The 22,617-nt window shown below is 52.4% G+C and carries 23 protein-coding genes and 1 other annotated feature; of the genes, 14 read left to right on the forward strand and 9 right to left on the reverse strand.

The genetic code is table 11. The annotated features are described in order from the left end of the window. Nucleotides 1–19: 19 nt before the first annotated feature. Entirely contained in the window at nt 20–919 is a 900-nt protein-coding gene (locus HF675_RS15860) for a LysR family transcriptional regulator (RefSeq protein ID WP_105230454.1), read from the forward strand. Here HF675_RS15860 and HF675_RS15865 read toward each other — a convergent pair. Continuing rightward, nucleotides 912–1,736, reverse strand: a complete 825-nt coding sequence (locus tag HF675_RS15865; RefSeq protein WP_187043381.1) for an SDR family oxidoreductase — start codon at nt 1,734–1,736, stop codon at nt 912–914. The genes HF675_RS15860 and HF675_RS15865 overlap by 8 nt on opposite strands. 228 nt (nt 1,737–1,964) lie before the next feature. Between HF675_RS15865 and hisL the strand changes: the two genes are divergently transcribed. The 9 genes from hisL (at nt 1,965) to hisIE (ending at nt 9,243) form a co-directional block, all read left to right on the forward strand. Continuing rightward, complete coding sequence (gene hisL, locus HF675_RS15870) at nt 1,965–2,012, forward strand: his operon leader peptide (RefSeq protein WP_101495319.1); 48 nt, start codon at nt 1,965–1,967, stop codon at nt 2,010–2,012. Next, nucleotides 1,988–2,114 (forward strand) — a sequence feature (His leader region). (Overlaps the previous gene by 25 nt.) Before the next feature lie 69 nt (nt 2,115–2,183). Beyond that, the gene (gene hisG, locus HF675_RS15875; RefSeq protein ID WP_105230452.1) at nt 2,184–3,083 is read left to right on the forward strand and encodes an ATP phosphoribosyltransferase; all 900 of its coding nucleotides are present in this window, start codon (nt 2,184–2,186) and stop codon (nt 3,081–3,083) included. Nucleotides 3,084–3,087: 4 nt separating this feature from the next. Beyond that, the gene (hisD, locus tag HF675_RS15880; protein ID WP_187043382.1) at nt 3,088–4,395 is read left to right on the forward strand and encodes a histidinol dehydrogenase; all 1,308 of its coding nucleotides are present in this window, start codon (nt 3,088–3,090) and stop codon (nt 4,393–4,395) included. Then, complete coding sequence (gene hisC, locus HF675_RS15885) at nt 4,392–5,480, forward strand: histidinol-phosphate transaminase (RefSeq protein ID WP_187043383.1); 1,089 nt, start codon at nt 4,392–4,394, stop codon at nt 5,478–5,480. The genes hisD and hisC overlap by 4 nt, the downstream gene beginning before the upstream one ends. Further along, nucleotides 5,477–6,544, forward strand: coding sequence for a bifunctional histidinol-phosphatase/imidazoleglycerol-phosphate dehydratase HisB (gene hisB / locus HF675_RS15890; protein WP_105230449.1), 1,068 nt, complete (start codon nt 5,477–5,479; stop codon nt 6,542–6,544). Before hisC ends, hisB begins: the two co-directional genes overlap by 4 nt. Continuing rightward, on the forward strand, nt 6,544–7,134 hold the full coding sequence (hisH, locus tag HF675_RS15895) for an imidazole glycerol phosphate synthase subunit HisH (RefSeq protein ID WP_187043384.1): 591 nt from the start codon (nt 6,544–6,546) through the stop codon (nt 7,132–7,134). The genes hisB and hisH overlap by 1 nt, the downstream gene beginning before the upstream one ends. Before the next feature lie 5 nt (nt 7,135–7,139). Then, nucleotides 7,140–7,877 (forward strand): 1-(5-phosphoribosyl)-5-[(5-phosphoribosylamino)methylideneamino]imidazole-4-carboxamide isomerase, encoded by a 738-nt coding sequence (gene hisA, locus HF675_RS15900; protein WP_105230447.1) that lies wholly within the window; start codon nt 7,140–7,142, stop codon nt 7,875–7,877. After that, a complete protein-coding gene (gene hisF, locus HF675_RS15905; RefSeq protein ID WP_111737438.1) occupies nt 7,859–8,635 on the forward strand; it encodes an imidazole glycerol phosphate synthase subunit HisF in 777 nt (258 codons plus the stop codon). Before hisA ends, hisF begins: the two co-directional genes overlap by 19 nt. After that, the gene (gene hisIE / locus HF675_RS15910; protein ID WP_105230445.1) at nt 8,629–9,243 is read left to right on the forward strand and encodes a bifunctional phosphoribosyl-AMP cyclohydrolase/phosphoribosyl-ATP diphosphatase HisIE; all 615 of its coding nucleotides are present in this window, start codon (nt 8,629–8,631) and stop codon (nt 9,241–9,243) included. Before hisF ends, hisIE begins: the two co-directional genes overlap by 7 nt. A 98-nt stretch (nt 9,244–9,341) precedes the next feature. Here hisIE and gndA read toward each other — a convergent pair whose 3' ends face one another. Continuing rightward, a complete protein-coding gene (gndA, locus tag HF675_RS15915; protein ID WP_105230444.1) occupies nt 9,342–10,748 on the reverse strand; it encodes an NADP-dependent phosphogluconate dehydrogenase in 1,407 nt (468 codons plus the stop codon). A 367-nt stretch (nt 10,749–11,115) separates the two neighbouring features. Between gndA and HF675_RS15920 the strand changes: the two genes are divergently transcribed. The 4 genes from HF675_RS15920 to HF675_RS15935 are packed head-to-tail and all read left to right on the forward strand — an operon-like array spanning nt 11,116 to nt 15,641. Next, nucleotides 11,116–12,048, forward strand: coding sequence for a glycosyltransferase family 2 protein (locus tag HF675_RS15920; RefSeq protein WP_187043385.1), 933 nt, complete (start codon nt 11,116–11,118; stop codon nt 12,046–12,048). Beyond that, complete coding sequence (locus tag HF675_RS15925; RefSeq protein ID WP_187043386.1) at nt 12,045–12,902, forward strand: glycosyltransferase; 858 nt, start codon at nt 12,045–12,047, stop codon at nt 12,900–12,902. Before HF675_RS15920 ends, HF675_RS15925 begins: the two co-directional genes overlap by 4 nt. After that, complete coding sequence (locus tag HF675_RS15930) at nt 12,892–14,385, forward strand: oligosaccharide repeat unit polymerase (protein WP_187043387.1); 1,494 nt, start codon at nt 12,892–12,894, stop codon at nt 14,383–14,385. Before HF675_RS15925 ends, HF675_RS15930 begins: the two co-directional genes overlap by 11 nt. Next, nucleotides 14,382–15,641, forward strand: coding sequence for an oligosaccharide flippase family protein (locus tag HF675_RS15935; protein WP_187043388.1), 1,260 nt, complete (start codon nt 14,382–14,384; stop codon nt 15,639–15,641). Before HF675_RS15930 ends, HF675_RS15935 begins: the two co-directional genes overlap by 4 nt. A gap of 95 nt (nt 15,642–15,736) precedes the next feature. On the opposite strand, the gene rfbD is transcribed toward HF675_RS15935, so the two are convergent. The 7 genes from rfbD to HF675_RS15970 form a co-directional block, all read right to left on the reverse strand. Next, nucleotides 15,737–16,594 (reverse strand): dTDP-4-dehydrorhamnose reductase, encoded by an 858-nt coding sequence (gene rfbD, locus HF675_RS15940; protein ID WP_187043389.1) that lies wholly within the window; start codon nt 16,592–16,594, stop codon nt 15,737–15,739. Further along, complete coding sequence (gene rfbC, locus HF675_RS15945; protein ID WP_187043390.1) at nt 16,591–17,127, reverse strand: dTDP-4-dehydrorhamnose 3,5-epimerase; 537 nt, start codon at nt 17,125–17,127, stop codon at nt 16,591–16,593. The genes rfbD and rfbC overlap by 4 nt, the downstream gene beginning before the upstream one ends. A gap of 1 nt (nt 17,128) precedes the next feature. Then, the gene (gene rfbA, locus HF675_RS15950; RefSeq protein ID WP_187043391.1) at nt 17,129–17,998 is read right to left on the reverse strand and encodes a glucose-1-phosphate thymidylyltransferase RfbA; all 870 of its coding nucleotides are present in this window, start codon (nt 17,996–17,998) and stop codon (nt 17,129–17,131) included. Between the two features lie 19 nt (nt 17,999–18,017). Beyond that, nucleotides 18,018–19,082 (reverse strand): dTDP-glucose 4,6-dehydratase, encoded by a 1,065-nt coding sequence (gene rffG, locus HF675_RS15955; protein WP_187043392.1) that lies wholly within the window; start codon nt 19,080–19,082, stop codon nt 18,018–18,020. A 179-nt stretch (nt 19,083–19,261) separates the two neighbouring features. After that, on the reverse strand, nt 19,262–20,275 hold the full coding sequence (galE, locus tag HF675_RS15960; RefSeq protein WP_187043393.1) for a UDP-glucose 4-epimerase GalE: 1,014 nt from the start codon (nt 20,273–20,275) through the stop codon (nt 19,262–19,264). Between the two features lie 242 nt (nt 20,276–20,517). Then, the gene (locus HF675_RS15965; protein WP_232251641.1) at nt 20,518–21,354 is read right to left on the reverse strand and encodes a glycosyltransferase family 2 protein; all 837 of its coding nucleotides are present in this window, start codon (nt 21,352–21,354) and stop codon (nt 20,518–20,520) included. Between the two features lie 80 nt (nt 21,355–21,434). Continuing rightward, a complete protein-coding gene (locus HF675_RS15970) occupies nt 21,435–22,616 on the reverse strand; it encodes a polysaccharide pyruvyl transferase family protein (RefSeq protein ID WP_187043395.1) in 1,182 nt (393 codons plus the stop codon). Nucleotide 22,617: the final 1 nt, after the last annotated feature.

Genomic DNA, 22,617 nt, shown 5'->3' on the forward strand with positions numbered 1-22,617 from the left:
GGTGGCGAGCGGAGGGGCGATGCTGACCAATCTTAGCGATATCGATCTCAAACTGTTGCGGGTATTTGTCGCGGTGGCGCAGGCGCAGGGCGTCAGCGCCGCGCAGGAACCGTTGCAGATGAATCAGTCGACCATCAGCACCCACCTCTCCACGCTGGAAACCCGCCTTGGCTTTCGCCTGTGCCAGCGCGGGCGTTCGGGGTTTATGCTCACTCCCAAGGGAGAACGTATTCTGATCGCCTGCCGGACGCTGTTCAGCGCCGCCCGTGATTTCACCCGCGTCAGCCAGTCGCTGAACGGCCTGCTGACCGGCGATCTGCAGATCGGGCTGGTCGATAACCTGGCGTCGCTGCCCGGCAGCCCCTTCAGCCAGGCGCTCAAACAGTTTTTGCAGCGCCGGCAGGACGTGCAGCTGCACTGCCGCATCTGCTCGCCGGGCGAAATTGAACAGGGATTATTGAACCGCCAGCTGGATCTGGGCATCGGCTATTTCGGCCAGCAGTTGGCGGCGTTGAGCTACCGCCCCTGGCTGGCGGAAACGCAGGCGGTTTACTGCAGCAGCGATCATCCGTTATTTACCCAGCCCAACCCCGGCCGGGAACAAATCGAGAATGCACGCTGGATACAGCGCGGCTATCTGCTGGCGCAGCAGCTGTGCCCGCTGGCGCCCGCCGATCTCGGCGCCGTCGCCTTCCATATGGAGAGCGTGGTGCATCTGATCCTCAGCGGCGAATATGTCGGCTACCTGCCCACGCACTACGCCGCACGCTGGGTGGAACGGGGCGAGCTGCGCCAGCTTGGCGGCCCGCCGCTGAGCTATCAGGCGACGCTCAGCCTGGCGACCCGCCCGCAGCCGACGGAGGATGCCCTGACGGCGCTGCTGGAGGATCTGCAGCGCCAAGGCGGCACGCTTAGCTGACCGGCATCCGCGCCGGATCCGGGTGCTGATAAACAAACCCCAGTTCCCGGCAAATCCGGCTGCCGTCCACCAGCCGCGCCGGCTGATCCGCTTCTGCCGCGAACTGCGGCGGCGTAAGCTGCAATTGCGCCGCCAACTGAGGATAAAACTCGCGTTTCTGCGGGTGGCGCGGCGCGCACAGGTTATAAATATGCCCGCCCTGCGGCAACGTCAGCAGCAGCTGAATAGCGGCAATCACATCATCCTGATGCACCAGGTTGACCCCCTGCGAACCGCCTTTCACTTCCACCTTACCGGCCAGAAAACGGCCCGGATGGCGCTCTGCGCCCACCAGCCCGGCCAGGCGTAGAATGTCCACCGAAGTATTGGGCAACTCATGCAGCCAGCGCTCCAGCCCCGCCAGCACGCGGCCAGAAGGGCTTATCGGATTGACGGGCGAATCCTCACTCAGCATGCCGGCGGCGTCGCCGTACACCGAGGTTGAGCTGGTGAAAATAATCCGCGACACGCCGTAGGCCATCGCACTGTCCACCAGCATGCGCACCGCGTTGAAGTAGTTTTCACTGCCTTCAACGGTGCGGCGCGCCGGCAGCGTGATTACCAGCGCATCGACCTGCAGCAGCGCATCCAGGTCGTCCGGCTCGCATTCCAATTCCGGCGTCAGCGCCAGCGGATAGCACTCAATACCGCTCATACGCGCGGCTTCCACGCCGTCCGGGGTGGTTTTACTGCCCACCACCTCAAACCCGCGGCTTATCAATGACAGTGCCAACGGCATGCCCAGCCAGCCAAGGCCAACAATGGCGACTTTTTTCATCTCTTCCTCTCCTGAAGATTACGGCGCACTTCGGTTATCAAGGCTACGCCAGTCGCGGCAGCGTGGCAATCAGCGCCCTGTCGGGTTAGGTCAACCGGCGTATAGCTAATAACTGAACCTGTTTCAATAAATTAAATTTATGACCGTAAAAAAGAGTTGCGCTCTCCATAACCTATAGTTTAGGTTAATTAGCAATTCAGTTATTCATGACCTAAAACGAGATTACACATGACGCGCATTCAGTTCAGCCACCATCATCACCATCATCCTGACTAGTCTTTCAGGCGATGAGTGCTGGGAGACGGTTTTTAAATCTTCCAGCGGCGCGCAGATTGTAAGAGAGAGCCCTCGGAAGATTTCTTCCGAGGGTTTTTTTTTGCCCCCGGACAGACAGAAAAGTATTTTTTACAATAAATTCATAAAATTACAGATTAAACAGAGGTTACCATGCTGGACAAAACACGCTTACGAATCGCCATGCAGAAGTCGGGCCGCCTGAGCGACGAGTCGCAGGAGCTGCTGGCGCGCTGCGGGATTAAAATCAACCTGCAGCAGCAACGCCTGATCGCCTTCGCGGAAAACATGCCGATCGATATTCTGCGGGTGCGTGATGACGATATTCCCGGCCTGGTGATGGACGGCGTGGTTGACCTCGGCATCATTGGTGAAAACGTACTGGAAGAAGAGCTGCTGACCCGCCGCGCACAGGGCGAAGACCCACGTTATACCACCCTGCGCCGTCTGGATTTCGGCGGTTGCCGCCTGTCGCTGGCCGCTCCGCTCGATACCGACTACACCGGCCCGCAAAGCCTGCAAGACGCCCGCATCGCCACCTCTTACCCGCACCTGCTGAAACAGTACCTCGACAAACAGGGCGTACGCTTTAAATCCTGCCTGCTGAACGGTTCGGTGGAAGTCGCGCCGCGCGCCGGCCTGGCGGATGCCATCTGCGATCTGGTGTCAACCGGCGCCACGCTGGAAGCCAACGGCCTGCGCGAAGTCGAAGTCATCTACCGCTCCAAGGCCTGCCTGATTCAGCGCGACGGCGACATGCCGGCCGCCAAGCAGCAGTTGATCGACCGCCTGATGACCCGTATTCAGGGCGTGATCCAAGCGCGGGAATCCAAATACATCATGCTGCACGCGCCAAGCGAACGTCTGGAAGAGATCGTTGCGCTGCTGCCGGGCGCCGAGCGCCCGACCATTCTGCCGCTGGCCGGCGCGCAGAACCGCGTGGCGATGCACATGGTCAGCAGCGAGACCCTGTTCTGGGAAACCATGGAGAAGCTGAAGGCGCTCGGCGCCAGCTCGATTCTGGTGCTGCCAATCGAAAAGATGATGGAGTAACGCCATGGCTGACTTCAATACCCCCATCAACTGGGCCGACTGCAGCGCCGAACAGCGCGATGCCCTGCTGATGCGTCCGGCAATTTCCGCCTCGGACAGTATCAGCGCCACGGTGCGCGGCATCCTCGACAATGTAAAAAGCAACGGCGACCGCGCCCTGCGCGAGTACAGCGCCAAGTTTGACAGCGTCGAGGTCGACGCCCTGCGCGTCACGCCGCAGCAGATTGCCGCGGCCGCCGCCCGGTTAGATGATGATATCAAGCAGGCGATGGCCGTCGCCGTCGGCAACGTGACCACCTTCCACAATGCGCAGCAACTGCCGCCGGTTGATGTTGAAACCCAGCCTGGCGTGCGCTGTCAGCAGGTGACTCGGCCGATTGATTCGGTCGGCCTCTATATTCCCGGCGGCTCCGCGCCGCTGTTTTCCACCGTGCTGATGCTGGCAACCCCGGCGCGCATCGCCGGCTGCCGCCGCGTGGTGCTGTGCTCGCCGCCGCCGATCGCCGATGAGATTCTGTATGCGGCGCAGCTGTGCGGCGTGCAGGAAGTGTTTCAGGTCGGCGGCGCGCAGGCGATTGCCGCCATGGCGTTCGGCACCGAGTCCGTACCGCAGGTCGATAAAATCTTCGGGCCGGGCAACGCCTTCGTCACCGAAGCCAAACGCCAGGTCAGCCAGCGTCTCGACGGCGCGGCGATCGATATGCCGGCCGGCCCGTCAGAAGTGCTGGTGATCGCCGACGGCGGCGCCACGCCGGCGTTCGTCGCCTCCGATCTGCTGTCGCAGGCGGAGCACGGCCCGGATTCGCAGGTGATTCTGCTGACGCCGGACGCCGCGATGGCGCGGGCGGTGGCGGAAGCGGTGGAACAGCAGCTGGCGGCGCTGCCGCGTGCGGAAACCGCCCGTCAGGCGCTGGCCACCAGCCGTCTGATTGTGGCGCGCGATCTGGCCGAATGCGTCAGCATCAGCAACCGCTACGGCCCGGAGCACCTGATCATTCAGACGCGCAACGCGCGCGATCTGGTCGACAGCATTACCAGCGCCGGCTCGGTGTTTCTCGGCGACTGGTCGCCGGAATCCGCTGGCGATTACGCCTCCGGCACCAACCACGTGCTGCCGACCTACGGTTACACCGCCACCTGCTCCAGCCTGGGGCTGGCGGATTTCCAAAAGCGCATGACGGTGCAGGAACTGACGCCGCAGGGCTTTATGAATCTGGCCGCCACCATTGAGCGGCTGGCCGCCGCCGAACAGCTGATCGCCCACAAAAACGCCGTGACCCTGCGCGTCGCCGCACTGAAGGAGCAAGCATGAGCATTGAAAATCTGGCGCGCCAGAACGTGCGCGATCTGACGCCCTACCAGTCGGCGCGCCGTCTCGGCGGCAGCGGCGACGTGTGGCTCAACGCCAATGAATATCCGCTGGCGCCCGACTTTCAGCCGGCAGCCGCAAACCTGAACCGCTACCCGGAGTGTCAGCCGGCGCAGGTGATCGCCCGCTATGCCGAGTATGCCGGCGTCAGCCCGGATCAGGTGCTGGTCAGCCGCGGCGCGGATGAGAGTATCGAACTGCTGATTCGCGCCTTCTGCGAACCGGGGAAAGACGCCGTTTTATATTGCCCGCCGACCTACGGCATGTACGGCGTCAGCGCCGAAACCTTTGGCGTCGAGCGCCGCACCGTGCAAACCACGGCAGCGTGGCAGCTCGATCTGCCGGCGATTGCCGCCAACCTCGACGGCGTCAAACTGATTTATGTCTGCAGCCCGAACAACCCGACCGGCAACCTGCTGGACCCGGATTCGCTGCGTGCGCTGCTGGAGATGGCCAAAGGCAAAGCCATTGTGGCGGTTGACGAAGCCTATATCGAGTTTTGCCCGCAGGCCAGCGTAGCCGGCTGGCTCAGTGATTATCCGCACCTGGCGATCCTGCGCACCCTGTCCAAAGCCTTTGCGCTGGCCGGACTGCGCTGCGGCTTTACGCTGGCGAACCCGGATCTGATCGCTCTGCTGCTGAAGGTGATCGCCCCCTACCCGCTCTCCAGCCCGGTAGCGGATATCGCCGCCCAGGCGCTCAGCGCCGAAGGCCTGCGCCTGATGCGTCAGCGCGTCGGCGAGATTGCCGGCAACCGTCTGTGGCTACAGCAAGCGCTGGAAGCGTGCGACTGCGTCGAACAGGTCTTCACCAGCGACAGCAATTATTTGCTGGTACGCTTCACCGCCGCCAGCAATGTGTTTAAAACCTTGTGGGATCAGGGCATTATCTTACGAGACCAAAACAAACAGCCTGGGCTGTCCGGCTGCCTGCGCATCACCATAGGCACCCAAGATGAATGCCAGCGCGTGATTGACGCGCTGCGCCCGCTGCCCGGAACCACCACGACTCGCCAGGAGCCACTGTGAGCCAGAAATATCTGTTTATTGACCGCGACGGCACGCTGATCGCCGAACCCCCTGAAGATTTCCAGGTCGATCGCCTGGATAAGCTGGCGCTGGAGCCGGCGGTGATCCCTTCCCTGCTGGCACTGCAGGCGGCAGGCTATACCCTGGTGATGATCACCAATCAGGACGGGCTCGGCACCGCCAGTTTCCCGCAGGAAACGTTCGATCCGCCGCACAACCTGATGATGCAGCTCCTGAGCTCGCAAGGGATTCGCTTTGAAGAGGTGCTGATCTGCCCGCATCTGCCGGCGGACAACTGCGAGTGCCGCAAGCCAAAGACCGCGCTGGTGGAACGTTACCTGCAGCCGGGCGTGGTCGATAGCGAACACAGCTATGTGATCGGCGACCGCCAGACCGATATCCAACTGGCGGAAAATATGGGCATTCAGGGGCTTTTGTACCAGCGCGGCGCTCTGGACTGGCCGGCGATTACCCGCCAGCTGACCCAGCGCGATCGCCATGCGCACGTTAACCGCGCGACCAAAGAAACGCAGATCGAAGTGGATGTCTGGCTGGATCGCGAAGGCGACAGCAAGATCAAGACCGGCGTCGGTTTCTTCGATCATATGCTGGATCAGATCGCCACCCACGGCGGCTTCCGCATGAACATTCAGGTCAACGGCGATCTGTATATCGACGATCACCACACGGTGGAAGATACCGCGCTGGCGCTGGGTGAAGCGCTGCACAAGGCGCTGGGCGACAAGCGCGGCATCGCTCGTTTCGGCTTTATGCTGCCGATGGACGAGTGCCTGGCGCGCTGCGCCATGGATATCTCCGGCCGGCCGCACCTGGAATATAAGGCCGAGTTCAACTATCAGCGCGTCGGCGATTTAAGCACCGAGATGATCGAACACTTTTTCCGTTCGCTCTCCTACACCATGGGCTGCACGCTGCACCTGAAAACCAAAGGCAAAAACGATCACCACCGGGCTGAAAGCCTGTTTAAAGCCTTTGGCCGCACCCTGCGCCAGGCGATTCGCGTGGACGGCAATACGCTGCCCAGCTCGAAAGGAGTGCTGTGATGAACGTGGTCATTCTGGATACCGGCTGCGCCAACCTCTCTTCGGTCAACTATGCGGTCAGGCGGCTGGGTTACCAGCCTGAAGTCAGCCGCGACCCGGAGATCGTGCTGCGCGCCGACAAGCTGTTTCTGCCCGGCGTCGGCACCGCCAAAGCCGCGATGGAGCAGCTGGCGCAGCGCGAACTGATTGAACTTATCAAAGCCTGTACCCAACCGGTGCTGGGCATCTGCCTCGGCATGCAGCTGCTGGCGGACAGCAGCGAAGAAAACGGCGGCGTCAACACGCTGGGAGTGATCGACACGCAGGTGAAACAGATGCACGCCGGCGGCCTGCCGTTGCCGCATATGGGCTGGAACCAGGTTTCCGCCCGGGCCGGCAGCCACCTGTTCCGCGGCATCGATGACGACGCCTATTTTTACTTCGTCCACAGCTATGCGATGCCGGTATGTGCAAACACTATCGCCCAAGCGGACTACGGCGCGCCCTTCACCGCCGCCGTGCAAAAAGACAACTTCTTCGGCGTGCAGTTTCACCCAGAACGTTCTGGAGCCGCCGGCGCGCAGTTAATGAAAAACTTTCTGGAGATGTAGGCAGCATGATTATCCCCGCATTGGATTTGATCGACGGCAAGGTGGTACGCCTGCATCAGGGCGATTACGGCCAGCAGCGCGACTACGGCAGCGATCCGTTGCCGCGCCTGCAGGATTATCAGCAACAGGGCGCGCAGGTGCTGCACCTGGTGGATCTCACCGGAGCGAAAGATCCGAGCGCCCGTCAGCTGCCGCTGCTGCGTCAGCTGCTGGACGGCGTAACGGTGCCGGTACAGGTCGGCGGCGGCATCCGCAGTGAACAGGACGTGGCATCCCTGCTGGAAGCCGGCGCCAGCCGCGTGGTGATTGGCTCCACCGCCGTGAAACAGCCGGCGCTGGTGCAAAGCTGGTTTGAACGTTACGGCGCGGATGCGCTGGTACTGGCGCTGGATGTGCGTATCGACGCTGCCGGCAGCAAGCAGGTGGCAATCAGCGGCTGGCAGGAAAACTCTGACGCCACGCTGGAGCAGGTGGTCGAGCAGTTTCTGCCCTACGGCCTGAAACACGTGCTGTGCACCGATATTTCACGCGACGGCACCCTGGCCGGCTCCAACGTGGCGCTGTACCAGGAAATCAGCCGTCGCTACCCGCAGGTGGCCTTCCAGGCTTCCGGCGGCATCGGCGGGCTGGATGATATCGCGGCGTTGCGCGACAGCGGCGTGGAAGGTGTTATCGTCGGCCGGGCGCTGCTGGAAGGTAAATTTAGCGTTGAGGAGGCCATCGCATGCTGGCAAAACGGATAATTCCCTGTCTGGATGTGAAAGACGGGCAAGTGGTGAAAGGCGTGCAGTTCCGCAACCACGAGATCATCGGCGATATCGTGCCGCTGGCGCAGCGCTATGCCGCAGAAGGCGCAGACGAACTGGTGTTCTATGATATTACCGCCTCCAGCGACGGCCGCGTGGTGGATAAAAGCTGGGTGTCGCGCGTAGCGGAAGTGATCGATATCCCCTTCTGCGTCGCCGGCGGCATTAAAAGTGCCGATGACGCCAGCCAGATCCTGTCGTTCGGCGCCGACAAGATCTCCATCAACTCGCCGGCGCTGGCGGATCCGAGCCTGATCGGCCGGCTGGCCGAACGCTTTGGCGTGCAGTGCATCGTCGTTGGCATCGACACCTGGTATGACGAAAACAGCGGTAAGTACCACGTCAACCAATATACCGGCGATGAAAGCCGTACCCGCGTCACCCAGTGGGAGACGCTGGACTGGGTGCAGGAAGTGCAAAAGCTGGGCGCCGGGGAAATCGTGCTCAACATGATGAACCAGGACGGCGTTCGCAACGGCTACGATCTGGAACAACTGCGCCGCGTACGTGAAGTGTGCAACGTGCCGCTGATCGCCTCCGGCGGCGCCGGCACCATGGCCCACTTCCTGGAGGCCTTCCGCGACGCCAACGTCGACGGCGCGCTGGCGGCATCGGTGTTCCATAAACAAATCATCAATATCGGCGAACTGAAACGGTTCCTGGCCGATAACGGCGTGGAGATTCGCGTGTGTTAACCGAACAACAGAAAGCCCGGCTGGACTGGGAAAAAACCGATAACCTGATGCCGGTCATCGTACAGCACGCCGTTTCCGGCGAGGTGCTGATGCTGGGCTATATGAACCGGGAAGCGCTGGCAGCCACCGAAGCCAGCGGCAAGGTGACCTTTTACTCCCGCACCAAACAGCGCCTGTGGACCAAGGGCGAAAGCTCCGGGCATTTCCTCAACGTGGTCAGCATCACGCCGGACTGCGATAACGATACGCTGCTGATTCTGGCGCAGCCTATCGGCCCGACCTGCCATCTGGGCAACAGCAGCTGCTTCCACCCGGCGGCCAGCGACTGGACCTTCCTGTATCAGCTGGAACAGCTGCTGGCGGCGCGCAAGGATGCCGACCCGCAAAGCTCGTATACCGCCAGCCTGTACGCCAGCGGCACCAAGCGCATCGCGCAGAAAGTGGGCGAAGAAGGCGTGGAAACCGCGCTGGCGGCGACGGTGAATGACCGCGAGGAGCTGACCAACGAGGCCTCGGATCTGATTTATCACCTGCTGGTGCTGCTGCAGGACCAACAGTTGGATCTGAGCACGGTGATCGGCCGGCTGCGCGAGCGTCACGCAAAATAAGCACGCAAAAGTCCAGATAAAGAAAAAGCCGCAGAGGATTAAACCGCTGCGGCTTTTTTATCAGCCGGGGCACGAGGCCCCGGCAGCAAAAGTGACGATTATTCCATCCACTCGGTGTGGAACACGCCTTCTTTGTCGATACGTTTGTAGGTATGCGCACCGAAGTAATCGCGCTGAGCCTGGATCAGGTTAGCCGGCAGCACCGCAGAACGGTAGCTGTCGTAGTACGCGATAGCCGCGGAGAAGGTCGGCGTAGGGATGCCATTCTGTACCGCATAAGAAACCACGTCACGCAGCGCCTGCTGATAGTCGTCGGCAATCTGCTTGAAGTACGGCGCCAGCAGCAGGTTGGCGATATCGGCATTTTCCGCGTAAGCATCGGTGATTTTCTGCAGGAACTGGGCGCGGATGATGCAGCCGGCACGGAAGATCTTGGCGATTTCGCCGTAGTTCAGATCCCAGTTGTTCTCTTTGGAAGCCGCTTTCAGCTGAGAGAAGCCCTGTGCATAGGAAACGATTTTGCCCAGGTACAGTGCGCGACGTACTTTCTCGATAAACTCGGCTTTATCACCGCTGAAGGCCGCAACCTGCGGGCCGGTCAGCACTTTAGAAGCAGCAACGCGCTGCTCTTTCAGTGAGGACAGGTAACGCGCGAAGACGGATTCGGTGATCAGCGACAGCGGTTCACCCAGATCCAGCGAGCTCTGGCTGGTCCACTTACCGGTGCCTTTGTTTGCCGCTTCATCCAGGATCACATCAACCAGGTATTTACCTTCTTCATCTTTTTTAGTGAAGATGTCTTTGGTGATGTCGATCAGGTAGCTGTTCAGCTCACCTTTGTTCCACTCGGCAAAGGTATCCGCCAGCTCTTCGTTGCTCAGGTTCAGCGCCTGCTTCAGCAGCGAGTAGGCTTCGGCAATCAGCTGCATATCACCGTATTCGATGCCGTTGTGCACCATTTTCACATAGTGACCGGCACCGTCTGCGCCAATGTAGGTCACGCAAGGCTCGCCTTCGGCGACGGCAGCGATCTTCTCAAGGATTGGCGCAACCAGCTCGTAAGCTTCTTTCTGGCCGCCAGGCATGATGGAAGGCCCTTTCAGCGCGCCCTCTTCACCACCGGAAACGCCGGTGCCGATAAAGTTGAAGCCCTGGTCAGACAGCTCGCGGTTACGACGAATGGTGTCCTGATAGTAGGTGTTGCCGCCGTCGATCAGGATGTCACCTTTATCCAGGTGCGGAGTCAGGGAAGCAATGGTCTTATCGGTCGCTTCGCCCGCTTTTACCATCAGCAAAATGCGGCGCGGTTTTTCCAGCGATTCAACAAACTCTTCAACGCTGTAGTAAGGCGCCAGGTTTTTGCCTGGGTTCTCAGCAATCACTTCGTCAGTCTTATCGCCTGAACGGTTGAAGATGGAAACGGTGTAGCCACGGCTCTCGATGTTCAGTGCCAGATTGCGGCCCATTACCGCCATGCCGACAACGCCGATTTGTTGCTTGGACATTTAGTAACTCCTGTCTGAAGATAACCCTGCTAACAGCTCTCGGCTAACAGGTTTTGTGATGTGGCCCACATGTTAACTCAGGTTTGCGGGTGGTGGGTAGTGATTGGTGCGATAGGCCGGATGCCCGATCCTACAATTCAGCATTTTCTGCATAACAAAATGTATACAAAAAAATTAAGGGAGCAAAATCATACAGTTCAAAAGGTTGCCAATATTCTCGGCGAACAAGTTAATAACATTAAAGTTTTCTTATTTGCTCAATGTGGGTTGGCTGTTAGAATCCTCAGCTTAATTGCGTCCGGGGTTCAGATAGCACACGAACAAAACCGACGATTATAATGAGTACCGAATTCAAGTGGAGAGCGTAGTGTCTGAGCAGCAAGCTAGCGATTCAGCTTTAACTCAACCGGAAGTACCAGCAGTTGCGGATAAGGTCGCTGCGGTGATCGTCTCATATCACCCAGAATTGGGTAACCTGAGAACATTACTACAAGAACTAAAGAACCAGAATATTCCTAGTGTATTAGTGGATAATGGCTCCTTGAATCCTGAGGTTGTTAACCAACTACAAGAAATCGCAACCGTGGTTCGTCTTGATGACAACCTGGGGATTGCCCGTGCACAAAATATCGGTATTGAGCAAGCTCATCAGATTCATCTAGCTGAGTTAATTGTCTTTTTTGATCAGGACAGCCGCATCGACGATCATTTTATCGCTGGTCTGCTGCACGACTATCACCAAGTTTCAGCCTCTAACAAGATCGCAGCAATCGGCCCAGTATTTACCGACTCACGCTATGGCTTCTACTATCCATTAATTAAGGTCAATCGCTTCGGATGGCGCAATAAAATTAATCCTCAGCAGAAGAAAAATCCGTTTGAAGTAAGCATGATTATCTCTTCCGGTTCACTGATCCCGATGAACGCACTAAAAGACATTGGCATGATGAATGAAACTCTATTCATTGATTATGTTGATACTGAATGGTGCTTACGAGCTGTGGCGAAAGGTTATAAAATATATGCCGCAACATCGGCCAGAATGTCGCATGCGATCGGCGACAGAGCAATCAAGCTCTTGGCATGGCATATTCCGATGCATTCGGCGTTTCGCAGGTATTACCGTTTACGCAACGGATTATACCTTTGCAAAATGCCGCATATCCCTCTACTGGTAAAGGTCAGAGAGAATATTTTTAATAGCCTGCATCAGACCCTGTTAGTCTTGACTCAACCGAACAAAAAAACGCACCTGGCGACATGGTACCGTGCGTTTAAGGATGGGATCTGTTTAAAATGAACGTAGCAGAAGCAAAAAAACAGATCGTTGCGTCTGTTGTTTTATATAAACACAGCAAAGAAGATATTCTGCCTACGCTAAACTCGCTGTTAGCAGAAGATCTGATTGAAACCATCGTGCTCGTTGACAATGCTGGCTGTGGCTGGGCCGATCAATTAAACAATCCGCGAATCACCTACATTAAGTCGGATAGGAACGCTGGTTTTGGTCATGGGCATAATCAAGCTATGGCCGTTTTCCTCGACGAGTGCAGATATTTTATTATCTGTAATCCTGATATTGAGTTCTCTCCCGGTACAGTAAAAAAACTCTTTGATTTTGCAGAGCAAGGTCAGCACCGTTTTTTGGCTCCGCGTATCATTTATCCCAATGGTGAAGAGCAACGGGTCTGTCGCCTGTTACCAACGCCGGCGCATTTATTCCTGCGCCGGTTTGTACCGTCATTATCTCGCATTCTGGACAAATCTTATGAGTTGCATGCGGCTGATTACAATAAAAATTTCTTTGCCCCAGCGCTCTCGGGGTGCTTTATGTTTATTGAATCCGGCCTGCTTAAACAGATCGAAGGTTTTGATCCACGTTATTTCATGTACCTGGAGGATATCGACCTCTGCCGCAAAGCGCTGCGTTATGAGAAACCGATATTTTGTTCCGGCGCCACGGTAACGCACGGCTTTGCTAAAGGCTCATATAAAAGTTTTAAATTAATGCGTTACCATATTTCTTCGGCCATTAGCTACTTTAACAAGTGGGGATGGTTTTTCGACCCAGATCGCCGAAAGCTAAATAAAAAGTGCATCCGTGAACTTCCTATAATCGACAATTTCCGAGAGGAAAAACAAGATGGTAACTAATGCATTGGGCCGCTATGCTCTCGCAGGGCTGGGGCTTGCCGGTATCGCCGGACTCTTGATATTGCCGGTCAACGCAGTGAGTAAAAGCTTTGCGATTGCCGGCATCGTTAATTTTTTGTTTTTTAGTTATTATTTCAAAAACATATATAATCCTGCATCCATATTTATGAGTATGTTTTTATTCATGATCGGCTGCAGCCAAGCAAAATTGACATTGATTGAACAAGATAGTTTTGCCAACTCAACCTGGCTCACGCTGTTTAGCGTTATCCTGGTATTTTATGCCATCGTTGCGGCCTTCATGCTGCGTCATGGCCGTATCCTACCGAAGGAAAAACAGCAGAACAGTTATACTATCTCAGCTAAAACCATATTCTGGTCAAACATCATTTGTTTATCAGTAGAAATAATTATTTATTATTATGCAATTAATAAGATAGGCAGCATTCCTCTATTCGATGACAACGCACGCGCGAACATCATGCCACATGTCATTAGCAACCCTCTAATGACACTGATGGTTATCCCTACATTCTTTATTATATTCAACACAGCCTATACGATTCAGACAAAAAAATATGGGTATTTATTTTTTAGCGTAGCCTACTTAATATTACTGATACTTCTTGGCGGCAGGATAAATATATTCATCCCTGTAATAACCAGCCTTTTTTATACTTTAATTCAATATCAGTTTGCAAAAGAGAATAAAAAATCTGTCGCCATCACTGGCACAGCAATACTGATCACGGTTGCTGCCTTAATGGTCACCATCCCTCTTGTCAGAACGCAGATTTACGTTCAACAACATCAGACGACATCCGAGGGTCAAGCACCGTCCAGCGGCAGCGACTATTACGCAACCATTTATAATACGGTAAATACCCATACCCTTGATGCTCACCAGGCAGAAGAGAAAACCAAGCAACTACGCCAAAATTTCAAGCCGACAATGACGCTGCCGCCGCAGATGATGTCAGTCTGGATCAATCTCAGCACAGAGATGCATGCGTTCAACAAGATGGTGATCTATTTTGACGAACACAATGACTTCAGAGATGGGCGCATGCTGCTGACAGGTACCTTCCGCTTTATCAGCAAATATTTTATGCCTGATGAAACCCTGGATCTGGTCAAAATGGGTGGGTACGACTGGATCAATATCATGACCTTTATGCAAAAACCCTATATGGATTTTGGCGTGGCGGGCGTGGCAGGCTTTATGCTGCTGTTTACCCTCGTAGGGATGACGCTTTATCAACGCGTTCAGCAACGAAGAACGATGACCAACATGCTGCTGTATAGCTATTTTTGCATGGCGACATTGTTTATGGTGTTTGATAACCACTTCTACTATTCCACCGTGGTGGTCAACGTACTTCTACTGCTGTTGTTCAAAGCCTACATGAAAATTGACTGGTTAAAGAGCTTCAACGTTAGCAAAAGCAAAAAAATGAACACAGACAAGGCCATAGATGCATGATTAAATATATTAATCAGCCTCTGGTCAAAAACTATGCGTCCCTATTGCTTGTACAGGGGGGGAACTTCATCTTCCCTCTACTGGTTTTTCCCTTAATTGGGCGCAGTATCGGCGTCAGCGAATTTGGTAACATTTTATTTTGTTATATGGTCGGTTTTTATTTCTCCATTTTTGTCGACTACGGCTTTAACTTTTCAGCCGTAAGAACGGTGTCAAAAATGGACAACCATAGCCAGCTTGGCCGCACCTTCTATAATATCACTCTGGCCAAACTTACGCTGGCCGCAGCTGCTTTATTCATCATTTTTATGATGACTATGTTTTGGGCGAAACTTAATCAGCTAAGTGATTACATGCTAATCTCATCGCTACTCATTATCGCGTCCATGCTATCGCCCTATTGGCTCCTGCAAGGTGTTGGCAAAATGGCGGCAGGTGCAATGATCACGCTGTTATCTCGCCTTGTGACGCTGGCATTGTTCCTTATATTGCCCATCACCAAAAACAGTGCCGCTTTGTTACTGGCATTTCCCAACCTGTTAGCTTCATTAGTCCTGCTATACTGGGTGTTCAAAAGGTACCACATCGGCCTGCCCCGCTGCCATCCGGCAGAAGTAGCGGCGAACTTAAAGGAAGGATGGCCTATATTTGTCGCAAACTCTATTACCATGGTTTATTCAGCCAGTAATACTATCCTGCTAGGGCTGATTTCTGGGCCGGTCGTCGCCGGGCTGTACGGCGCCGCTGAGCGCCTGGTTCGTTCCGGGCTTGCGGTCATGGCCCCCCTCTGTCAGGCTGCATACCCCATCATCTGCCGTTATAATGCCTCAGAGTGGATAAAGCGTAACAAAATCATCATGCTCGTTCTGGTATGCAGCTTAGCTTTTGGCGCCTGCAGCTTCATCGTACTTAACTTCTTTTCTATGCAAATCATCACCATACTTTTCGGTGAGAAATTTATCGCCGCGGCCCACATCTTATCCCTACTGTCCGCGTTGCTACTGATTATTCCTCCGGCCATCGTCCTGGCACAGCTCTATTTACTCGCGAACAGTTACGATAAACAACTACAGAGAATATATGTTATTTGCTCTGCAACGCACTGCTGTCATATCTATTTTATGATTAAATACTTCGGTGCCACAGGCGCATCCTATTCACTAATAATCACCGAAGCATTAGCTACTTTGTTAATCATCATGGTGTCAGTAAAAATACTTAAGCGTGAAAGCACGCGGAAAACGCTGCAAACCTAAACAACCTCTCCTCAACGGTGAACCAACAAACACATTTTTATGGCCAAAAAAAAGCATGCCGTTATTAGCGGCATGCTTTTTTCTCTACGTCAAGCTTAGCGAAAACTTGGAATTATCTTACTCAGAGCCAACTGCCAATTAGATGGCTCAACGCTATTCTCGCTGATTTTTTGACAACTCAAGCTGGAATACTTTGGCCTTTTCGCCGGCGTTGGATATTGTTCAGTGCCAATGCCGTTTACCTGAGGCGCCTGCGCTAAAACGCCAGACTCGACCGCAATACTAAAGATAGATTGTGCAAACTCACTCCAGCTCACTTCCTTATCACCACAGAAGTGATAAATCCCTCCGGCCGCACGATTTTGCAACAACACGATAATCGCTTGTGCTATATCCCCCGCATAGGTCGGACACCCGCGCTGATCGGAGACAATACCTAAGGTAGTGCGTTCTTGCGCCAGTCTCAGCATAGTCTTAACAAAGTTACCACCGTACTCGCTAAACACCCAGGCAGTACGCACAATTATTGCTTCAGGCTGAACCGCCAGCACCGCTTTTTCACCTTCGAGTTTGCTTTTCCCATACACGCCCAAAGGGTTGGTGTCGTCCTGTTCACAGTAAGGCTTATCAGCTTCACCATCAAAAACATAGTCAGTCGACACATGAACCAGGCGGCAGCCAAACTCTTTCGCTGCCAGAGCCAAATTCCGGGGCCCATCCTGATTAATTGCGCTGGCCCGCTCATGCTCCGATTCAGCTTTATCGACCGCCGTATAGGCGGCAGCATTAACAATGACATCGGGCTTAAACTGGCTGACCACCGCCTTCACCTGTTCCAGGACGGTAATATCCAACTGCTCACTGTCAGTCGCGAGAATTTCCCATCCTGCCGGTAAACGGTCTTGAAAACAGCTCCCCAGCTGTCCCCGTGATCCCGTCAATAAAACTCTCATTGATTTAGCTCCGATAACAGTTTCCCCAGCTTATCTTTTTCAGACAGCAACGGAGAGTCAACGGGCCATTCAATCCCAACCGCCGGATCATTCCACAACAGACATCCTTCATGGGAAGGATTATAATAATCCGTACATTTATATTCAAAATCGGCTACTTCGGAGAGAACAACAAAACCGTGAGCCAAACCCGGCGGAACCCAAAACTGGGTTTTATTTTCTTCTGATAGGATCACACCTTCCCAAGCGCCATAAGTAGGCGAATCAGGACGGATATCTACCGCAACGTCAAACACTTCACCACGCACCACGCGCACCAGCTTTCCCTGTGGGTTCTTGGTCTGGAAATGCAAACCACGCAGTACAGATTTTGTTGAGCGGGAATGATTGTCCTGGACAAAATCCAAGTCGATATTCAACATTTCCTGATAGCGTTTTTTTTCAAAAGTTTCGAGGAAAAAGCCGCGAGCATCCCCGAAAACTTTAGGTTGAATGATTTTGACGCCGTCAATTTTTGTATCGATGACTTGCATATCATTTCTCCCCAATCAAATGGGACAGATACTGCCCATAGAGGGTTTTGCTCAACAGCTTCGCCTGTACCGCTACCTCTTCACGCGTCAACCAACCATTACGAAACGCGATTTCCTCCAGACAGGCGATTTTGAAGCCTTGACGCTTTTCAATCGTATGAACAAATTGGGAAGCCTCTACCAGGCTCTCATGCGTCCCCGTATCCAACCAGGCAAAGCCACGGCCAAGCAGCTCAACATTCAGCTTGCCCTGATCCAGATACATTTGGTTAAGCGTCGTGATTTCCAATTCGCCTCGCGCTGAAGGTTTCACCTGCTTGGCCATCTCCACCACATCCTGATCATAGAAGTAGAGACCGGTAACAGCCCAATTAGATTTAGGCTGTTCCGGTTTTTCTTCGAGCGACAGCGCACGGAAGTTATCATCGAACTCCACCACCCCAAAACGTTCAGGATCCATAACCTGATAACCGAACACCGTCGCGCCATCGTTACGGTTGGCCACACCTTCAATTTTTTTCGCAAAACTCTGACCAAAGAAGATATTATCGCCCAGCACCATTGCACAGCTATCGCCGTTAATAAAATCTTCGCCAATCAAGAATGCCTGCGCCAAACCATCAGGGCTAGGCTGAATGGCATAGCTCAATGAAATACCGAAGTTACTACCGTCACCTAATAAACGTTGGAATGAAGGCATATCTTCTGGCGTAGAAATAATGAGGATATCGCGAATACCTGCCAGCATTAATACCGACAACGGATAATAAACCATAGGCTTATCATAAACAGGCAACAGCTGTTTGGAGACGCCACGTGTAATCGGATATAAACGTGTGCCTGATCCGCCCGCTAAAACAATGCCTTTCATTATTAACTCCTAAATTTAATTAACGGGTTAGACCCAGTCGCTCACCGGCATATGAACCATCTTTTACTCGGCTCCACCATGCTTCATTGGCTAAATACCATTCAACCGTTTTGCGGATACCGCTTTCGAAAGTTTCCTGAGGTTTCCAACCGAGTTCAGCATCGATCTTAGAAGCATCAATCGCGTAGCGCATATCATGGCCTGGGCGATCGGTAACAAACGTGATCAAGTCGGCATAGTTTTGTATGTTGTTTGGCTTAGTCGGTGCCAATTCGTCCAACAGGCGGCAGATGGTTTGCACAACCTCAATGTTTTTACGCTCGTTATGTCCGCCAATGTTGTAGGTTTCACCGACAACCCCTTCAGTAACCACCTTATACAAAGCACGAGCATGGTCTTCAACGTAGAGCCAGTCACGAACCTGGGCACCATTACCGTATACCGGCAGAGGCTTACCCTCAAGTGCATTAAGGATGGTCAACGGAATCAGTTTTTCAGGAAAATGATAAGGGCCGTAGTTATTTGAACAGTTAGTCACGATAGTCGGCAATCCGTACGTCCGCAGCCACGCCCGAACCAGATGATCGCTAGACGCTTTGGAAGCAGAGTAAGGGCTACTTGGTGCATAAGGCGTTGTTTCAGTGAAAAGATCGTCCGTACCGTGCAGATCGCCATATACTTCATCGGTAGAGATATGGTGGAAACGAAACGCCTGCTTTTTCTCCACGGAAAGGGCAGACCAGTAGCGCCGAGTGGCTTCGAGTAAGGTATAGGTACCTACGATATTCGTTTCTATAAATGCTGCAGGACCATCAATGGAACGATCCACATGGCTTTCAGCGGCCAGATGCATCACCGCATCCGGTTGAAATGCCTTGAAGACACGGTCCAGTTCACTGCTATTGCAAATATTTACATGCTCAAAAGTAAAGCGCTCGCTGGTCTCGATCTCTTTCAATGAGTCAAGATTGCCAGCATAAGTCAGGCTATCCAGCACCAAAACATGATCTTGGGTGTCATTAACGATATGCCGAGCAACGGCTGAGCCAATAAAACCTGCACCACCAGTAACTATTATTTTCATAAACCCCTCTAAAAAACTATTCGGTCTAAACAGACCGCGCAGCTACATTCTTCAGCCCGATACGATCCAGCCGTAAGAAAGTCTAAGCAGCAATCCTACCGCCATTTTATGATGCGAATATGTTACGCGAAATGGCGACGGCTCACCATGTGTATCATGGCTTCAACTCCCCATATCGGTTAACGATAACCATTTGGGTTTTTATGTTGCCATTTCCAAGTATCGCTCATCATTTCATCGACGCCTCGGCGAGGCTCCCAGCCCAGCTCCTTCTTCGCGAGAGAAGCATCGGCCCAAAACGCAGGTAAATCACCAGCACGGCGCGGCAATATTTGGAAAGGCACCGTGACACCGGCAGCTCGCTCGAAAGCCTGTACCATTTCCAAGACGGAATAACCTACACCAGACCCCAGATTATAAGCCTTGAACCCTTGGATATCACCAAGATGATCCATCGCCATCAGGTGGCCTTCCGCCAAGTCAACAACGTGAATATAATCACGGACTCCGGTACCATCTTTGGTCGGATAATCGCCACCGAAAATACCCAATTGGTTCAATTTGCCGATCGCCACCTGTGAAATATATGGCAGCAGATTATTGGGGATTCCATGAGGATCTTCCCCGATCTCTCCAGACTCATGAGCACCAACCGGGTTGAAATACCGCAGGGCAATAATGGAAAAACTCGGTTCAGCCTTGGCAAAATCCTGCAAAATCTGTTCAACCATCAGCTTTGATGTGCCATAGGGGCTCGTGGTCCCACCGATCGGTGTCGTCTCTACATAGGGAATCGGCGAATGTTCACCGTACACCGTCGCCGAAGAACTAAAAATCAGCTTATGTACGCCGGCGTTGCGCATCTCCTCAAGCAGGACCAAACTGCCAGACACATTATTCTTATAATATTCAACAGGTAAACGGGTAGACTCACCAACGGCTTTAAGCCCTGCGAAATGTATAACGGCATCAATCGCGTGGTTGTCAAAAATTTGCCTCAGGTCACCGGGATTCTGGATATCCCCGCGGTAAAAAATGGCCGATTTATTGGCCAAACGAGCAACGCGACGTAATGATTCTTCAGAAGAATTAGACAAATTGTCTAACACGACTACGTCCTCACCCCTCTCCAACAATGCAAGAACGGTGTGGGAACCAATGTAGCCAGCCCCACCAGTGACTAAAATCGCCATGCTCACCCCTTAGATATGTTATGGCGCTGATACGACATCTTGCTTAGAGTACTCTTGCCAACACACTGACGACATGTGCCGGACGTTTGTCACATGCAAAAATATCAACCAGACAAAGGAAATATAACCGGATTCATCCCAATATTATCCCTCTGAATGGCTAGGAAAATGTAACCTAGCTCTACGTTTAGAAACCTAGATGAAGCCGATCGCGCATAAAATTACGCAAGACTTATCTAGCACTACCGACACCGAGGATGCTTGCCATAAAAATAGGCCCCTACTAGAGCAGCAGCGCCTGAAAAATTACGGTTCAACACGGTTAATGTTAATTTCTTTAACAAATGGACATGCATTCTAAAAGTAGGGTATCTCCGGGTGCTGACGGCCACATCAATCAACCTTTCCTTTATTCTAAAGGCTGATTCACTTCCCTCGGTACGTGACAGCGAGTGCAAAAGATGACTCTGAGTTCTTAATTTAAAGGTTTCACCTTGCGTATTCAGCTTATAAATACGTCTAAATATACTGACATCAACCCCATAAAGTGCAAAACTTTCATCGAAAGGGGTGATTTTATGGCTGTCAAATATATCTACTGTTCTCCGACTGATGATTAAACCAGAACCAATTGAAAATGTCCCTTGAGTGGGCAAAAAACCCTCAGAGGTAACAACCTTGCCCGCTGAGATAGGATAATAATTTTTATTATCGGTCCGCGACACAATTTTCGGTAACTCTAGATCATAATCACTATCGCGTAATGCCTGGATAAATGAATCAGTAATGGTTGAATCATCGTCAAGAATGACATACTTATCCGCATCAGAGTATTCTGTAATAAAATTATTATACAATATACTTAATGGGCTGTTGGAAATATCATTTACTATCTTAACGTCAAGAAACTTTTCCTTTAACCTTTCGTAATCACTTCCGAAATCTATATCTTTGGGGCCGTTGTTATGAATAACCAACACTGAATCTTTGAGGAAATAGTTTGAGAGAGTATTAATAGTCGTTGATTCAGCAATGGTTTTATTATAAACAACCACCACAATCGCATTGTATTTACTCATCCCCTCTCCTTGAGTAATAAAATAATTCGGTACGCCATACATTGACGTACTAATGACGTTATAAACTGACCCAGGATTAATTAGAGGATATCAGCAATCTCATCAACGCTGCTGAAAATAAGCTGTTGAGCTTTTTCTACCGCTTTATCCAGATTCGACTTTTCCACAGCCGTGGTCAACGCAACCGATGAGGATATTTGCTGTACCTGAAGAGGATTGTTGTAAGGGGACACGCTCCATGTTTGCAAGAATGAAACCAGCTTTTCAATGTCATCATTAATGCAAAAGTGCGGAATACCAAAGGACATTGCGGTAATTACGCCGTGCAAACTGGTGCCGTAAAAACCGTTAGATTTTGCTATCACATACATGATTTCCCAGACATTTAGCTCATCCAACAACAGCATTTCTGAAGCAGAGCAAGCTTTAACTTTCTCAAGAAACTCTATGTCATCATGCCCGCTGGCATAACCGATAGGTAACAAAACGCTCTCAAGTCCATGTTGCTCCTTAACCTTTTGTAATTCACTGGCCAACTCTTGAGCAGTGAATTTTACCTTATATGGACACGCTTGGACCGTAATAAATTTCTTGTCCTTCAGTTTTTTCACCAACTCAGGACGAACCTGCTGTTCAAAAAAATCCTCGTCAACAAGCGCTGACATCATCAAAACAGAATCAGGTACCAAATGCGTTTTACAGATTTTCTCTACTGCATTATATGTTCTTTGGTCTCTCGCAGAGATATAATCAGCCTGATTAATAACCTTCGCCTGCGAGCTGTTAGGCACAGCGCCGACCGTATTATAGACAACCTTGACCTTATTTTTAAAACTGTCTTTATTAGGAATATATGGATATTCCCACACCGCATCATATCTTGTTTTTGCAATAGCCTTCAAAATCCCAGGTGATACTCTCCGAATGAAACGGAGTGCCTTTACCGCAATAGGTGATTCTTGAACGTGTGTAAACAAGACGCCAATATCTGCCCCCAAGACTTCACCACCGACCACGATCACCGTTGAATCATTCTTGATATTCAACAAGTTCCTCATCGCTACGGTTTTCTTGCACGCATAACGCGTGAGATCTGAATCCTTGATTGATGAGAAAACAAACTCAATGTCTTTGGTCTTATCTGGATGTTTTTGTGTTAAATACATTTCCAATAAGATTGGCATTAAATTATCACCGTAATTATATCGGTCAAATGCACCATACAACACGACTTGGCGTTTATCAGAAAGACGATTATCCATT

Origin of the sequence: Serratia sp. JUb9, from assembly GCF_014298095.1 — a bacterium.
GTDB lineage: Bacteria > Pseudomonadota > Gammaproteobacteria > Enterobacterales > Enterobacteriaceae > Serratia_B > Serratia_B rhizosphaerae.